At 27.9% G+C, this 16,189-nt stretch carries 15 protein-coding genes and 1 other annotated feature; all 15 genes read left to right on the forward strand.

Translation table 11 applies throughout. The annotated features are described in order from the left end of the window. Window positions 1-48: 48 nt before the first annotated feature. The 15 genes from CLTHE_RS06510 to sigK all read left to right on the forward strand — a co-directional run bounded on the left by CLTHE_RS06510 (window position 49) and on the right by sigK (window position 16,050). Window positions 49-555, forward strand: coding sequence for a PRC-barrel domain-containing protein (locus tag CLTHE_RS06510; protein ID WP_080022534.1), 507 nt, complete (start codon window positions 49-51; stop codon window positions 553-555). Then, window positions 533-1,564, forward strand: coding sequence for an AI-2E family transporter (locus tag CLTHE_RS06515; protein ID WP_080022535.1), 1,032 nt, complete (start codon window positions 533-535; stop codon window positions 1,562-1,564). Before CLTHE_RS06510 ends, CLTHE_RS06515 begins: the two co-directional genes overlap by 23 nt. Before the next feature lie 65 nt (window positions 1,565-1,629). Beyond that, window positions 1,630-1,806, forward strand: a binding site (T-box leader). A gap of 50 nt (window positions 1,807-1,856) precedes the next feature. Next, the gene (gene alaS, locus CLTHE_RS06520; RefSeq protein WP_080022536.1) at window positions 1,857-4,502 is read left to right on the forward strand and encodes an alanine--tRNA ligase; all 2,646 of its coding nucleotides are present in this window, start codon (window positions 1,857-1,859) and stop codon (window positions 4,500-4,502) included. 139 nt (window positions 4,503-4,641) lie between these two features. Continuing rightward, window positions 4,642-4,899 carry an IreB family regulatory phosphoprotein gene (locus CLTHE_RS06525; RefSeq protein WP_002597369.1) on the forward strand — a complete coding sequence of 86 codons (258 nt, stop codon included), beginning with the start codon at window positions 4,642-4,644 and terminating at the stop codon, window positions 4,897-4,899. A 48-nt stretch (window positions 4,900-4,947) separates the two neighbouring features. Beyond that, window positions 4,948-5,361 carry a Holliday junction resolvase RuvX gene (gene ruvX, locus CLTHE_RS06530; protein WP_080022537.1) on the forward strand — a complete coding sequence of 138 codons (414 nt, stop codon included), beginning with the start codon at window positions 4,948-4,950 and terminating at the stop codon, window positions 5,359-5,361. A 90-nt stretch (window positions 5,362-5,451) separates the two neighbouring features. Beyond that, a complete protein-coding gene (locus CLTHE_RS06535) occupies window positions 5,452-5,706 on the forward strand; it encodes a DUF1292 domain-containing protein (RefSeq protein ID WP_002597371.1) in 255 nt (84 codons plus the stop codon). Window positions 5,707-5,733: 27 nt separating this feature from the next. Beyond that, the gene (locus CLTHE_RS06540; protein WP_002597372.1) at window positions 5,734-6,192 is read left to right on the forward strand and encodes a Fur family transcriptional regulator; all 459 of its coding nucleotides are present in this window, start codon (window positions 5,734-5,736) and stop codon (window positions 6,190-6,192) included. Window positions 6,193-6,252: 60 nt separating this feature from the next. Beyond that, entirely contained in the window at window positions 6,253-7,920 is a 1,668-nt protein-coding gene (locus CLTHE_RS06545; protein WP_002597373.1) for a ribonuclease J, read from the forward strand. Between the two features lie 181 nt (window positions 7,921-8,101). Continuing rightward, window positions 8,102-9,922, forward strand: a complete 1,821-nt coding sequence (gene typA, locus CLTHE_RS06550; RefSeq protein WP_002597374.1) for a translational GTPase TypA — start codon at window positions 8,102-8,104, stop codon at window positions 9,920-9,922. Between the two features lie 94 nt (window positions 9,923-10,016). Further along, on the forward strand, window positions 10,017-11,024 hold the full coding sequence (mltG, locus tag CLTHE_RS06555; protein ID WP_080022538.1) for an endolytic transglycosylase MltG: 1,008 nt from the start codon (window positions 10,017-10,019) through the stop codon (window positions 11,022-11,024). A 30-nt stretch (window positions 11,025-11,054) separates the two neighbouring features. Continuing rightward, window positions 11,055-11,699 (forward strand): O-methyltransferase, encoded by a 645-nt coding sequence (locus tag CLTHE_RS06560; protein ID WP_080022539.1) that lies wholly within the window; start codon window positions 11,055-11,057, stop codon window positions 11,697-11,699. Window positions 11,700-11,703: 4 nt separating this feature from the next. Continuing rightward, window positions 11,704-12,948: a peptidase U32 family protein gene (locus CLTHE_RS06565; protein WP_080022540.1), complete on the forward strand. Its 1,245-nt coding sequence runs from the start codon at window positions 11,704-11,706 to the stop codon at window positions 12,946-12,948. 12 nt (window positions 12,949-12,960) lie between these two features. Further along, complete coding sequence (udk, locus tag CLTHE_RS06570) at window positions 12,961-13,581, forward strand: uridine kinase (RefSeq protein ID WP_002597378.1); 621 nt, start codon at window positions 12,961-12,963, stop codon at window positions 13,579-13,581. Window positions 13,582-13,631: 50 nt separating this feature from the next. Further along, entirely contained in the window at window positions 13,632-15,218 is a 1,587-nt protein-coding gene (locus tag CLTHE_RS06575) for a penicillin-binding transpeptidase domain-containing protein (protein ID WP_080022541.1), read from the forward strand. A gap of 130 nt (window positions 15,219-15,348) precedes the next feature. Further along, window positions 15,349-16,050 carry an RNA polymerase sporulation sigma factor SigK gene (gene sigK / locus CLTHE_RS06580; protein ID WP_080022542.1) on the forward strand — a complete coding sequence of 234 codons (702 nt, stop codon included), beginning with the start codon at window positions 15,349-15,351 and terminating at the stop codon, window positions 16,048-16,050. The last annotated feature ends 139 nt before the right edge of the window (window positions 16,051-16,189 follow it).

A 16,189-nucleotide genomic window follows, 5' to 3' on the forward strand; every position in this document is an offset into this window, starting at 1 on the left:
AAATGGGAACTGGGTAAAATAATGGTATTAAATCTGGAGGTATTTAAAGTGATTAGAAGCAAATATTTCTACATGAAAAAAGTTTATGATAAGGAAGGTAAATATTTAGGAATAATTGAAGATTTAGTTTTAGATTTTTTTTGTGGAAAAATTATAGGTTTTAAACTTTCATTAAGCAGTTTATTTTCAAAAAAAAACTTTGTTCCTATAGATAAAGTTATATCTATAAATGAGAAAGTAATAATAGAAGAGTCTGTTAAATTTAATGGACTTTATTTTAAGGATATAAAAAGATTAGAAATATTAAATTTAAATGGACATATGTTAGGGGTCTTAGAAGATTTGATAATAAATAGAGAAAATTATAATATAGTAGGCTTAATAGTGTCCACTGGAATAATAGAAGAAATAATAAAAGGTAAAAAAATATTTTTAATTGAAGATTGTATTTTGGGAGAACAATCAATTATGTACATAGGAAATAAAAATATTGAATTAAAGATTTTAGCTAAAGGGTTGGTGAATAGAGAGGATGGTAGAAAAGAAAAAGCTTAAAAAAATATCATTTATATTAGGAGTAACATTTTTAATAGTAATTCTATTTTTTTTATATTTTAAAGTAGAAATAATAAGTGAATTAATAAATTTAATAATTATATCTGCCATAATAGCATATGTATTAAAACCTTTAAGAGATATATTAAAAAATAAGTTTGGATTATCTAAACGAATCTCTACATTAATAATACTTGTAGGATTAATTTTATTAATTACAGTATTTATAGTAGTTACTATTCCAAAATTAATTAATGAAGCAGGGAATATTGGTGAAATTTTTGAAAAGTTAAATCTTTATTTTATAGAATTTGAGAAAAATTTAAGATTAAATAATAATACAGTTATTAATACTTTGTATAATCAAGGTCAAGAAAAAATGTGGAGATTTTTAGCAAATTTATCATATGAAAGCTTAGATTTTATAATAAATTTATCTAAAAATATTCTTTCATATATAATAATACCAATTTTAAGTTATTATTTTCTAAGTGATGGAGATAAAATTGCAAATAGTCTTTATATGTTAATACCAATAAGAAAAAGAAATTTAATAAGAAAAATATTTAAGGACATAAATATTCTTTTGGAAAGATATATATTAAGTCAAATCGTACTTTGTGGAATCACAACTATTTTATCATTTTTCTTATTTTGGGCATTAGGTTTAAAATTTACTTTCTTACTAGCAGTTATAAATGGAGTCTTTAATATAGTTCCTTATTTTGGAGCAATATTTGGAGGAATTCCAGCAGTTTTTTTAGCTCTTATTCAATCACCATCTCTAGCAATTTGGACTATAATAGGAATACTAATAGTTCAACAAATTGAAGGAAATTTAATTGCACCAAAAGTAACAGCAGATAGCACAGACATACATCCTATGATAATCATAGTTCTCCTTATATTAGGAGAAAAATTAGGAGGTATAGGAGGAATGATATTTATTATTCCATTAGCAGTAATAATAAAAGTTATTTATGATGATATAAATTACTATATTTTTTAAAATAAAAAGATAGAATATTGACAGAAGAAAATATATAAAATATAATTTTGTTAGTTAAATTAATATTTAAGGCTATGATTAGGATGAGTAAATTTAATTTTGAAATTTTAGAGAGAAAGTGTTTGGTGAAAACTTTTATTTCAAATAAATTGAAGCTACCTAGGAGCTTATAATTTAAAGTGGTGTAGAATAAACTACATAATTAGGGTGGTACCGCGGAAATTTACGTTTTCGTCCCTTGTTTTATTGCAAGTGACGGGAACTTTTTTTATATAAAAATGGAGGTAATTTTATGAAATTTATAGGAACTAATGATTTAAGAGAATCATATTTAAAATTTTTTGAAAGTAAAGATCATTTAAGATTAAAAAGCTTTTCTCTTGTACCAAAGAATGATAAAAGCTTATTATTAATAAATGCTGGAATGGCGCCTTTAAAACCTTATTTTACAGGATTACAAGAGCCACCAAGAAAAAGAATAACAACATGTCAAAAATGTATTAGAACTGGAGATATAGAAAATGTAGGAAAAACATCAAGACATGGAACTTTCTTTGAAATGTTAGGAAACTTTTCATTTGGAGATTATTTTAAAGAAGAAATAATTCCATGGGCTTGGGAATTCATAACAAAAGAATTAGAAATACCAAAAGATAGATTATATGTAACTATATATTTAGAAGATGATGAAGCTTTTGAAATATGGGAAAAATCTACTGATATAGATACAAATAGAATATTTAGGTTAGGAAAAGAAGACAACTTCTGGGAACACGGAGCTGGTCCATGTGGTCCATGTACAGAAATTCACTTTGATAAAGATCCAAGTAAAGGAGCTGTAACTTCAGCTGAAGAATTTGTACGTGAAAGTGATAATGATAGAATTATAGAATTTTGGAATCTTGTTTTCACTCAATTTGATGGTGATGGAAAAGGAAATTATGAAAGATTACAAAATCCTAATATAGATACAGGAATGGGACTTGAAAGAATAGCAACTATAATGCAAGGAGTAGATAATATATTTGAAATTGATACAGTTAAAAATATATTGGGAACTGTTTCTAAACTTTCAGGAGTTAAATATGGAGAAGATCCTAAAAAGGATATTTCATTAAGAATAATAACTGATCATGTTAAGAGTGTAACTATGATGATTTGTGATGGAATTCAACCAAGTAATGAAGGTAGAGGATATGTTTTAAGAAGACTTCTAAGAAGAGCAGCAAGACATGGTAGAGTTCTTGGAATAAAAGGAATATTCTTAAATGAAGTAGTTCAATCAGTAGTAGATAACTATGGTGGAGAATATGACGAATTAATTTCAAAAAATGATTATATAAAGAAAATAATAACTCTTGAAGAAGAAAGATTTAATGAAACAATAGATTCTGGTATGGGAATACTTTTAGGATATATTGATGAATTAAAAGCTTCAAAAGAGAATGTATTAAGTGGAGAAAAAGCATTTAAACTTTATGACACTTATGGATTCCCTTATGAATTAACAGAAGAAATCCTTGAAGAAAAAGGAATGTCTATAGATAGAGAAGCCTTCGATAAAGAAATGAATTCACAAAGAGAGAGAGCTAGAAGCGCAAGAGGCGAATTTACGTATATGGGTGGTGAAGATTCACCAGTAAACTCAGTTCCAGGAGAAATAGAAACTGAATTTTTAGGATATGAAAAAAGCCAAATAGAAGGTGAAATTTTATTCTTAGGCACTGATGAAGAAGTAAGAGAAAGCTTAGTAGAAGGTGAAAAAGGATTTATAGTTACAGATAAAACTCCTTTTTATGCAGAAATGGGAGGTCAAGTTGGAGATAAAGGAACTATAACTAGTGATAATTTTAAAATATTTGTATATGATACAAAGAAAAATGTTGGTGGAAAAATTGTTCACTATGTAAAAGTTCAAGAAGGAGAAGTAAAAGTAGGAGATAAAGGAATTCTTGCAATAGATGTTAAGAGAAGAAAATCAATTTGTAAAAACCATACAGCAACTCACATGTTACATGAAGCATTAAGAGAAGTTATAGGAGAACATGTAAACCAAGCAGGGTCATATGTTGATTCAGAAAGATTAAGATTTGATTTTACTCACTTCCAAGGAGTAACTCCAGAAGAACTAAGAAAAGTTGAAGACTTAGTAAATGAAAAAATAATGGATGTATTTAATGTAGATACAAATGAAATGACTCTTGAAGAAGCTAAAAATAAAGGCGCTATGGCACTTTTTGATGATAAATATGGAGATTTAGTTAGAGTTGTAGAAGTTGGAGATTATTCAATAGAATTATGTGGTGGAACACACGTATGTAATTCAGGTGAAATTGGATTATTTAAAATAGTTAACGAATCAGGTGTTGCGGCTGGTATGAGAAGAATAGAAGCTATAACAGGATTTGAAGCTATAAAATATATGGAAGAAAAAGAAAATACGTTAAAAAATGCTTGTACTACATTAAAATGTAATGAAAAAGATATAATAAAGAGAATTCAAGGTCAAGCATCAGAAATAAAAGAAAAAGAAAAAGAAATAAATGAATTAAAAGCAAAATTAACTTCAGGAGCTGAAGATGATATAATTAACTCAGCTAAAGATATAAATGGAGTTAAAGTAGTAGTATATGCTTTAGAAGATGTTGATGGAAATGCTTTAAGAGATTTAGGAGATAAAATAAGAAATAAAATTGGTTCAGGAGTTGTAGTACTTTTAAGTAAAGCTTCTGGAAAAGTTAATCTTGTAGCTATGTCAACTAAAGATGTAATTAACAATGGAATCCATTGTGGAAAAATAATTAAAGAAGTTGCTACTGTAGTTGGCGGTGGCGGTGGTGGAAGACCTGATATGGCTCAAGCAGGAGGAAAATCACCAGAAAATATAGATAAAGCAATGGAAAAAGCTTATGAAGTAATCCAAAGTTTAGTAAAGTAGTGTACTTTTAAAAAAATATAGGTTATAATTAAATAGTAAAGTTTGCATAAATAAAAAATTATTTGTTAATACTAGAAAGAGTATTAAAGATAAATCCTTTAATAAAGTGAGGGGGTGGAGCTGCATAGCAGCGCATGATATGAATAATAATTTAGAACGTACAATGCAATTTGATCTATTAAAAAACAGAGAAGCGTTAACAAAAGCAATTTTAAGTGAAGTATATAATTCACTTAAGGAAAAGGGGTATAATCCTATAAATCAGCTTGTTGGTTATCTTATTTCAGGAGACCCTACTTACATTACAAATTACAATGGAGCAAGAGCTTTAGTAAGAAAACTTGAGAGAGACGAAATTCTTGAAGAAGTTATAAAATCTTATTTAGAGATAGAATAAAAAAGTGCCCTATTGTGGGCACTTTTATTTTTAGGCTAGGAGGAATAAATGAGAATACTTGGTTTGGATGTTGGCCAAAAAACAGTTGGAGTTGCAATTTCAGATCCTTTAGGATTTACAGCACAAGGAATAACAACAATAAGAAGAACAAAAAAATCACAAGATATATTAGAAGTTAAGAAAATATGTGATGAATATTCAATAGAAAAAATAGTAATTGGACTACCTAAAAATATGGATGGTTCAATTGGATTTGCAGGAGAAAAAATAAAAGAATTCTCTGAAGCGCTAAAAGAAGTAATAGATTTAGAAATAATATTTTGGGATGAAAGACTTACAACAGTAGCTGCTCATAGAGCAATGCTTGAAGCAGATCTTTCAAGAAGTAAACGAAAAAAAATTGTTGATAAAGTTGCTGCAACATATATATTACAAGGATATTTAGATTTGATAGCTAAGTAGAATATATGTGATAATCAATTGATTATTAATTGAAAATAATTATTGACAATATGATATAAAAAAAATTAAAATATAAAAGGAGAGTTTAAGATGGAAAACGATGTACAATTTATAGATGTAATTGATGAAAATGGAAATGAAGAAAAATTAGAGGTTGTAACTTATCTTAAAATAGATGATATAAATTCTGAATATGTTGTAGCTATTAAAGATGGAGAAGAAGAAGCTGTAGTATTCAAAGTATTAAAAGACGAAGATGGAAATGAAGAATTAGTTACAATTGAAAATGAAGCAGAGTTTGAAATGGTAGAAGAAGCATATGGGCTTCTTATGCAAGAAGAATAAATTAAAAGATATAAAGAGGTGTTGTAAATGAAAAATAATGTCTCAGTTGATATGCAAGAATTAAAAGAAAGCTTAAAACAAAAAGGTTATAAGCTAACGCCTCAAAGAAGAGCAATCGTAGATACAATAATAAAAAATGAAGGAAAGCATATGACAGCTGAAGAAATCTATGATGAAGTAAAGAAAGACTGTCCAGAAATAGGTCTTGCAACTGTATATAGAACAGTTTTACTTTTAGAAGATATAAACCTTTTATCAAGATTAGATTTAAGTGATGGATGTAGTAGATATGAAATAATTCATGAAGATGAGCATCACAGACATCATCATCTTATATGTAATGAATGCAATAAAGTATTCGAAGTTGAAGAAGACTTATTAGATGAACTTGAGCATAGGGTTGAAAATAAATATAAATTTAAAATAAAGGATCACAATTTAAAGTTTTTTGGAACTTGTGATGAATGTCAAAAGAAAAATAATTAAAGGAAAATCTTACGGTAAGATAAAATCCTTTGTTTATAAATAATAAAAAGGAGGGGAAGTATGAAAACAGAGAGAGCTAAGGTTAAAATTATTCCTTTAGGTGGTATCGATGAAATTGGGAAAAACCTTACAGTTATAGAATATAAAGAAGATATAGTAATTGTAGACTGTGGGCTTAAATTCCCAGATGTAGATATGTATGGTGTAGATATAGTAATACCTGATATATCATATTTAGTAAAAAAACAAGATAAAATAAGAGGAATATTTTTAACACACGGACATGAAGACCATATAGGAGCATTACCTTATTTTTTAAAGCAAATTAATGTACCTATATATGGAACTAAGCTTACTATAGGAATAGTCGAAACAAAGCTTAGAGAACACGGATTATTAGCGACTACAGAATTAGTAAGAGTTAAGCCAAAAGATAAAGTTAAGTTACAGAATGTTACTGTTGAATTTATAAAAACAAACCATTCAATAGCAGATTCAGTAGCTATAGCTATTCACACACCACTTGGAGTAGTATTACACACAGGTGATTTTAAAATTGACCATACACCAATTGATGGAGGTAGAACTGATTTTGCTAGATTAGCTGAACTTGGAAGAAAAGGAGTTCTTGTTATGATGGCAGATTCAACTAATGTTGAAAAACCAGGATATACTAGATCAGAAAGTATTGTAGGGGAGACTTTACAAAGATTATTTGGAAAAGCTAAAGGAAGAATAATAGTTGCAACATTTGCTTCTAATATTCATAGAGTTCAGCAAATAATAAATGCAGCAGAAATGTATGGTAAAAAAGTTGCAGTATCAGGAAGAAGTATGGAAAATATACTTCAAGTAGCAATTGAACTAGGTTATTTAAATATGGAAAAAGATACTTTAATAACTATTGATCAAACTGCTAAATATAATAATGAAGATATTGTTATTATAACAACAGGAAGCCAAGGAGAGCCAATGTCTGCTCTATCAAGAATGGCTGCATCAGAGCATAGAAAAATAACTATTGTTGAAGGTGATACAGTTATACTTTCAGCTACACCAATTCCAGGAAATGAAAAACATGTAGCAAAGGTTATAAATCAATTATGTAAAAAAGGTGCAGAAGTTGTTTATGGATCTGATCAAAATGTTCACGTTTCAGGTCATGCTTGTCAAGAAGAATTAAAACTTATACAAACAATAGTAAGACCAAAATTCTTTATTCCAGTTCATGGTGAATATAGACATCTTAAGCAACATGCTGAATTAGCTGTTAAAATGGGACTTGGAGAAAGAAATTATGTTCTTCCTGAAACAGGAGATGTAATTGAAATTACTAGAAATTTAATAAAGAAAAATGGAAGTGTTACATCAGGGCAAATACTTGTTGATGGACTTGGAGTTGGAGATGTAGGACATATTGTTTTAAGAGATAGAAAACATCTTTCACAAGATGGAATATTAACAGTTGTAGTAACTCTTGATAGAGAAAGTGCATCTGTAATAGCTGGTCCAGATATAATTTCAAGAGGTTTCGTATATGTACGTGAATCAGAAGGATTAATGGATGAAGCTAGAGATATTGTAAAAGAAGTTTTATCTGAATGTGAAGAAAACAAAATAACTGATTGGGCAACAATAAAAGGAAAAATCAGAGATGAATTAAGAAATTATCTTTATGAAAAGACTAAGAGAAAGCCAATGATTTTACCTATAATTATGGAAATTTAGAAAATATAAAGCTAAATTAGAAAAGGAATTATATTGACTTTTTAAAAGGTTAATATTAGAATATAAAATAGTGTTGGAAATTGGGTACTTTTGTATCCAATTTTCTTTTTGAAAAAAAATGTTATAGGTTTACATATAATTTTATAGATTGAGTAAAGCTAGAAAATATGGAGGGAAAAAGATGGAACTAATTAAGAGAGAAGATATAAGAAACATTGCTATTATAGCACACGTTGACCATGGTAAAACTACATTAGTTGATGCATTACTTAAACAAAGTCATACTTTTAGAGACAATGAAAAAGTAGCAGAAAGAGTAATGGATTCAAATGATTTAGAAAAAGAAAGAGGAATAACAATTCTTTCAAAAAATACATCAATTAAATATAATGATGTAAAAATAAATATTGTTGATACACCAGGACATGCTGATTTTGGTGGAGAAGTTGAACGTGTACTTAAAATGGTTGATTCAGTTTTGTTAGTTGTAGACTCATATGAAGGTCCAATGCCACAAACAAAATTTGTTCTTAAAAAAGCATTAGAATTAGGGCTTAAGCCAATAGTTGTTATAAATAAAATTGATAAACCAGATGCTAGACCAGAAGCAGTTATCGATGAAGTATTTGAATTATTCCTAGAACTTGGAGCAAATGATGAACAATTAGACTTCTCTATTATATATGCTTCAGCTAGAAACGGATTTGCAAGATATGAAGTTGAAGATACAAATGAAGATATGATTCCTTTATTTGATACAATTTTAGAAAAAGTTGATTGTCCAGAAGGATATATAGATGCTCCACTTCAAATGCTAGTAACTACATTAGATTCAAATGAGTATGTTGGAAGAATAGCACTTGGAAGAATTCATAGAGGAAAAGTTAAAAAGAATCAACAAGTTACTCTTGTAAGAAAAGATGGTTCAAGCTCAAATTATAGAGTAAGTGCATTATTTGTTTATGATGGATTAAAAAGAGTTGAAACAGAAGAAGCTGGATTTGGAGACATAGTTGCTTTAGCTGGTGTACCAGATGCAAATATAGGAGAAACAATTGCTGATACTCAAAATCCAGAAGCACTTCCATTTGTTGAAATTGATGAGCCAACTCTTAGCATGAACTTTATGGTAAATGATTCACCATTTGCAGGTCAAGAAGGTGAGTTTATAACTTCAAGACATTTAAGAGATAGATTAATGAAAGAACTTGAAACTAACGTAAGTTTAAGAGTTAAAGAAATTACTCCAGATTGTTTCGAAGTTTCAGGAAGAGGAGAACTTCATTTATCAGTTCTTATTGAAACAATGAGAAGAGAAGGATATGAATTACAAGTATCAAAAGCTAACGTTATTTTCAAAGAAGAAAATGGTAAGAAAATGGAGCCGATGGAATATTTAACTATAGATGTTCCTGAAGAGTTCATGGGACCAGTTATGGAAAAAATGGGACCAAGAAAAGGTGAAATGGTTAATATGACATCAGCAGTTAATGGATATACAAGATTAGAGTTTGTTATTCCTGCTAGAGGTCTTATAGGATTTAGAAATGAATTTATGACTGATACTAAAGGTAACGGAATTATGAATCACGTATTCCATGGATATGCACCTTATAAAGGAGAAATTCCAGGAAGAAATAGAGGATCAATTGTATCATTTGAACAAGGTGATTCAATTGCTTATGGATTATTTAATGCCCAAGAAAGAGGTTCATTATTTATAGGTGCTGGAGTTCCTGTATACCAAGGTATGATAGTTGGAGTTTGTGGAAGAGCTGATGACTTAGATATAAATGTATGTAAAGGTAAAAAACTTACTAATACAAGAGCATCAGGATCAGATGAAGCATTAAAATTAGTTCCACCAATTGAAATGACTCTAGAGCAAGCTTTAGAATTTATTAATAGTGATGAATTAGTTGAAGTTACTCCACAAAATATAAGAATGAGAAAAATTGAATTAGATCCAAATCAAAGAAAAAGAAATAACAGAAAAAAGTAATTTAATTATCTTTATAAAAGTAAAAGAAAGTATTATAATATAGTAAATAGCCGATTCTTGGCTATTTACTTTTATATACAGGGGGATTTTTTTTATGAAGCATTTGAAAAAAATCATTGCAGGGAGTGTAATAGGAGTAATAGTATTAGCCATAATAATATTTGGAGCTATTTATTATTCAATTGCAAATAAACCCTTCACATCTAAAGAGAATGTTAACATAACTATAGAATCTGGAGAAAGTTTCTATGGATTGTTAGATGATTTATCAAACAAAAACCTTATAAAAAATGAAACTCTTATAAAATTATATGTAAAATTAAATGGTATAACTCCTAAAATTACACCAGGAGTATATACTATACCAAATGATGTATCATTAAAGCAATTTATTAATATTTTGAATACTCAAGATACAATAAAGGTAGTTATACCTGAGGGGTATACTATAGAACAAATTGCAGATACATTCCAAGAAGTGGGCTTATTTTCTAAGGAAGAATTTTTAAGTGCAGTACAAAAATATCCTTTACCTAGTTATGTTAAAAAAGAAAAAGGTAGAAGATTTGCATTAGAAGGTTACTTGTTCCCAGATACATATGAATTTGCGAGAGGTGAAGAACCAGATAAAGTTATAAAAACTATGATAGATGAATTTCAAAATGTTTTAAAAGAAGCAGAACAACAAACAGGTGTTACAACAGACCAAAGTCAAATAGATAATATTGTTACAAAAGCATCAATTATAGAGAGAGAAGCAAATACTTTTAAAGATATGGAACTTGTATCAGGCGTTATAGATAATAGATTAGCTATAAATATGCCATTACAAATTGATGCAACTGTTATATATGCTTTAGGAAAACATGTAGATAAAGTTTATTATAAAGATTTAAAAGTACAATCACCATATAATACTTATCTTCATAAAGGATTGCCAATAGGACCTATTTGTAATCCGGGAATAAAAGCAATAGAAGCTGCATTAAAACCAGCTAAAACAAATGCAATTTACTATATATTAAATGGTAAAGAACATTATTTTACTGATTCATATCAAAAGTTTTCAGAGAAAAAGGAAGAGTTAAATAAAACAAATTAATTATTAGGTTTACTAAAGTTGGAGGTATATATGAGCGGAATAACTTATGATTATATGGAAAATTATTTAAGAGGACTAATTGGAGAAAGCAAAGGAATGACAAAGGAATTAGAGGACTTTGCTCATGAAAATGGTGTTCCAATAGTTCAAAAAGAAACAGGGAAGTTTTTAGAATTTATGGTAGGAATGAAAAAGCCATTAAAGATATTAGAACTTGGAACTGCGATAGGTTATTCTTCAATTTTAATGTATGAAGCTTCAAAGACTGAACCTGAAATAAAAACTATAGAAAGAAGCGAAGAGATGATATCTCTTGCTAAAAAAAATATAGAAAGATTTAATTTAAGTCATAAAATTCAGATTTTAGAAGGGGATTGCTTAGATATTTTAAGCGAACTAGATGAAGAATTTGATTTAATATTTATGGATGCAGGAAAAGGACATTATAATCATTTTTTACCTCATTGCTTAAGACTTTTAAAGGAAGATGGTATAATTATAGCTGATAATGTACTATTTAGAGGAATGGTACCATCACAAGAATTAGTTAAAAGAAGAAAAATAACAATTGTTAAAAGAATGAGAACATATCTAGAAATGGTTAATGAAGATGAAAGTTTAGTTACATCTGTAATACCTATGGGAGATGGAATCGCTATAACAAGAAGGAGGTAATCATATGAAAAAACCAGAATTATTAGCGCCAGCAGGTAATCTTGAAAAATTAAAGATTGCAATAGATTTTGGAGCTGATGCTGTTTACATGGGTGGAAGTAAGCTTAATTTAAGAGCTTTTGCGGGAAATTTCACTAATGAAGAAATAGAAGAAGCAGTTAAATATTGTCACGATAGAGGAAGAAAAATTTACTTAGTAATGAATGTATTCCCACGTAATTTTGACTTCACAGGAATAGAAGAATATATAAAAGGAATAGAAAAATTAGGAATAGATGCAATTATAGTTGGAGATCCTGGTATAATTGCTATAGCTAGAGAAGTTGCACCTAATTTAGATGTTCACATAAGTACACAAGCTAATATAGTTAACTGGAGATCAGCTAAGTTTTGGTATGATCAAGGTGTAAAAAGAATAATTCTTGCAAGAGAAATGACTTTTAATGAAATAAAAGGATTTAGAGAGCATTTACCTTCAGAATGTGAAATAGAAGCTTTTGTTCATGGATCAATGTGTATGGCATACTCAGGAAGATGTTTAATATCTAATTATCTTATAGGAAGAGATGCTAATAAAGGAACATGTGCTAATGTATGTAGATATAAGTATTATTTAGTTGAAGAAACTAGACCAAATGAATTTTTCCCTGTTTTAGAGGATGATAAAGGAACATATATAATGAATTCAAAAGATTTATGTATGATAAAACATATTCCAGAGCTTGTTCAAAGTGGAATAGATTCATTTAAAATAGAAGGAAGAATGAAGAGTGAGTTCTATGTTGCATCTGTAGTTAAAGCTTATAGAGAAGCAATAGATAGTTATTTTGAAAATCCAGAAGGATATAGATTTAAACAAGAGTGGATGGATATACTTTTAAAAGTTAGCCACAGACCATATCATTCAGGTTTCTATTTTGGAAAAATGGGTGAGCAAAATTATGAAGAATCATCATATATAAGAGATTATGAAATAGTAGGAATAGTTAAGGAATATGATGAAGAAACTAAAATAGCTACTATTGTTCAAAAAAATAGAGTATTTGAAGGAGATAAAGTAGATGTGTTAAGAGCACATACACCAAACTTCAATGTACAGTTAACAAATATGTATGATGTTGAAAAAAATAAAGAAACAGATGTTGCCAATAGAGCACATATGATATTTAAAGTAAAAGTGGATTCACCACTTAAAGAAAATGATATGCTTATAAAAGCTAAGAATACAATTGAGATAGGATCTAATTAAGGAGGATAACTAATGAATAGACCAATATTAATAGGAATAACTGGGGGAACTGGGTCAGGAAAGAGTACAATAGCAGATGCTATATACAATAGTTTTAGTGAAGATTGTATAGCAATGATTCAGCAAGATGCTTATTATAAGAGTCAAAATCATTTGACAATGGAAGAAAGAACTAAAACAAATTATGACCATCCTAAAGCTTTTGATAATGAACTTTTAATATCAAATTTAAAATCATTAATTGATGGAGAATCTATAAGAAAGCCAATCTATGATTTTACTATTCATAATAGATTAGAGGAAACAGTTTTAGTTGAGCCTAAAGAAATAATAATAGTTGAAGGAATACTTATATTAGAAGATGAAAGAATAAGAGATCTTTTAGATATAAAGGTTTATGTAGATACAGATGCAGATATAAGAATTCTTAGAAGATTAATTAGAGATATTAATGAAAGAGGAAGAACTGTTGATTCTGTGGTAGAGCAATATTTAGAGGTTGTTAGACCTATGCATATGCAATTTACAGAACCAACAAAAAGATATGCAGATATAATAGTTCCGGAAGGTGGACATAATAAAGTTGCTATAGATATATTGGTTTCAAAAGTTAAAGATACCTTAAATAAATAAGAATAAAACACTTCTCTTTTGGTGATAATTACCAAAAGGGAGGTGTTTTTTTGATAAAAAAAATAAATAGATTTCAAGGATTAAGAGGGTTTTTTATAGTAATATTTTTTATGTTAAGTGTAAGACTATATTTTTTACAAGTTATGCCTACTGAAAAAGTCCAAGCGAATTATACAAATCATCAAACAGAATTAATAAGTGATATGAAATATATGCTTTTAGATACAAATGGAAAAGATTTAAATAACTATAATAAAGATTATGTTATAGTTATAGATTCAAAACCATTTAAATTAAATAATTATGGAGAAGCACTTCAAGGTCTTCTTGCATTTAATTTTATAATGAAAGAAGAAATAAGTACTTTTAGTTTTAATGATATTATGAAAGTACCACATGGGAAAAGTTATTATAAAGTATCTAAGGAAACATTTGATAAAGTAAAGGAAATAAAAAATGTAAAAGGAGTTTATACATATATTTATGATAAAAAAGATACAAAAGATGCTTGGTCTATTGATGCGATGTTCTCAAATTTAGATAAGGTAGAGGCTAAAGAAAATACTCTAGATTATAACTTACAAAGTCAAATAAAAGATAATGAACTTCCAAGTGTAAACTTTTATAGAGATTCTAATACAGTTTATTCAAGTAAAGGATTAGTTGAAAATGAAAAAAATAAAAATATAAAATTAACTATAGATAAAGAGATAGATGAAAAAATAAATAAAGTTCTTTTAGATGAAAAGTATTCTAAATATGATAATATAAGTGTAATGCTTTTAGAAACAGAGACAGGTAAAATAAGAGCAATGAATCAAAAAGATGAAAGTTATCCTAATATTAATTTAGGTATGGAAGGAATAGGGTATGAACCGGGTTCTATATATAAATTGCTAACTTATGGAGCTGCATTAGAAGAAGGAGTAATAACTCCAAATACAATGTTTAAATGTAAATTAAAAAAATGTAAAAATACGTATCATGGAAATATAAGTGCAAAAAATGCTCTTATAAAATCTTGTAATGATGCATTTGGAGAAATTGGTGAACAAATAGGAAGTAAAAAATTAATAGAATATGCAAAAAAATTAGGATTATATTCTAGAGTTTTAGATATAGAAAGTAAAAATAAAAAAGAAGCTGTAGGAACTTTTAAAGAAGAAGATGCTGGAATAGATAATTTAGCAATAGGGCAAAGTATGACAGTTACACCTATACAAATGATTGGAGCTATAAATACTTTCTTAAATAATGGAGTTTACGTAAAGCCGCAAATAGTTGAAAATATATTAGATTCAAATGAAAAAAATGTTACTGAATATAAAATAGATAAAAAAATAGTTTTTAGTAATTTAACTAGTAGTATGGTTAAAGAAGGAATGAAAGATGTTGTTTTATATGGAACAGGAGAAAAAGCTAAAGTAGATGGAAAAACTATTTATGGTAAAACCGGATCAGGAACATTTTTAGATAAGACACATTGTTGGTTTATAGGTGGATTTGAGTTAAATGGAAAAAGTTATACTATGAATATTCTAGTTCCTAATGTACCAGAAGATGGAGAAAATTCAATTGGTGGTGGAACTGTTGCAGCACCTATATTTAGTCATATAGTAAGCGAATTGAGTAAATAATTTTTCTAATAAAAATACTGTTAATTAAAAGTCATGTTTTTTTATAAAACATGACTTTTATATATCCATAAGAGAAATTTTAATCGACTATAAACATAGTATAGTAGTAAGCACTATGAGGAGGCATACAATGTTAGTAATATCAAATTTTATTGATTTATTGTGCAGCACATTTTTTCTTACAGGATATATTTCTAACAATAATACTTTTCCAACTCCATTAAATGAAAAGGATGAAGAAAAATATTTAAGATTATTAAAGAATGGTGATAAAAAAGCGAAAAGTATACTTATAGAAAAAAATTTAAGGTTAGTAGCACATATAGTTAAGAAATATTCGTTTCCGAATAAAGATGTAGATGAGCTTATATCTATAGGGACAGTTGGGCTTATAAAAGCAATAGATTCTTTTGATGTTGATAAAGGAACGAGGCTTGCTACTTATGCATCTAGATGTATAGAAAACGAAATACTTATGCTTTTTAGAAATAATAAAAAGCAAAAAGGAGAAGTTTATCTTCAAGATCCAATAGGGGTTGATAAAGAAGGAAATGAAATTTGTTTAATAGATGTTTTAAGTAGTGAAAAAGATTTAGTTTTAGAAAAAGTAGAAAGTAATTTAGAAATAAAGGCTTTATATAGTAAAATGGAAGATTCTTTAACTAAGAGAGAGCGAGATATAATAATAATGAGATATGGACTTAGAGATGGAAAATGTAAGACTCAAAGAGAAATAGCAGCACTTTTAAATATATCTAGATCCTATGTTTCAAGAATAGAAAAAAAAGCTTTGAAAAAATTAAATAAAGTACTATACTCAAAAAGCGTATAGAATTAAGTAAGATTCCTCTTAATTGAAGAGGAATCTTACTAGAAAGTGCTTACATAAGTATAGAATGTATTTGTCTTTTTATAAATTTATAATTTTATTTAAATATATTAATTACAATATAAATAAAATTATTTATGTA

Origin of the sequence: Clostridium thermobutyricum DSM 4928 (assembly GCF_002050515.1) — a bacterium.
Classification (GTDB): domain Bacteria; phylum Bacillota; class Clostridia; order Clostridiales; family Clostridiaceae; genus Clostridium; species Clostridium thermobutyricum.

Coding starts and splice junctions, on each gene's coding strand:
- CLTHE_RS06545 (WP_002597373.1), top strand. CDS start 6,253: ATGAAAACAGAGAGAGCTAAGGTTAAAATTATTCCTTTAGGTGGTATC.
- CLTHE_RS06560 (WP_080022539.1), top strand. CDS start 11,055: ATGAGCGGAATAACTTATGATTATATGGAAAATTATTTAAGAGGACTA.
- CLTHE_RS06535 (WP_002597371.1), top strand. CDS start 5,452: ATGGAAAACGATGTACAATTTATAGATGTAATTGATGAAAATGGAAAT.
- CLTHE_RS06515 (WP_080022535.1), top strand. CDS start 533: ATGGTAGAAAAGAAAAAGCTTAAAAAAATATCATTTATATTAGGAGTA.
- alaS (WP_080022536.1), top strand. CDS start 1,857: ATGAAATTTATAGGAACTAATGATTTAAGAGAATCATATTTAAAATTT.
- CLTHE_RS06540 (WP_002597372.1), top strand. CDS start 5,734: ATGAAAAATAATGTCTCAGTTGATATGCAAGAATTAAAAGAAAGCTTA.
- CLTHE_RS06565 (WP_080022540.1), top strand. CDS start 11,704: ATGAAAAAACCAGAATTATTAGCGCCAGCAGGTAATCTTGAAAAATTA.
- CLTHE_RS06525 (WP_002597369.1), top strand. CDS start 4,642: ATGAATAATAATTTAGAACGTACAATGCAATTTGATCTATTAAAAAAC.
- ruvX (WP_080022537.1), top strand. CDS start 4,948: ATGAGAATACTTGGTTTGGATGTTGGCCAAAAAACAGTTGGAGTTGCA.
- udk (WP_002597378.1), top strand. CDS start 12,961: ATGAATAGACCAATATTAATAGGAATAACTGGGGGAACTGGGTCAGGA.
- sigK (WP_080022542.1), top strand. CDS start 15,349: ATGTTAGTAATATCAAATTTTATTGATTTATTGTGCAGCACATTTTTT.
- mltG (WP_080022538.1), top strand. CDS start 10,017: ATGAAGCATTTGAAAAAAATCATTGCAGGGAGTGTAATAGGAGTAATA.
- typA (WP_002597374.1), top strand. CDS start 8,102: ATGGAACTAATTAAGAGAGAAGATATAAGAAACATTGCTATTATAGCA.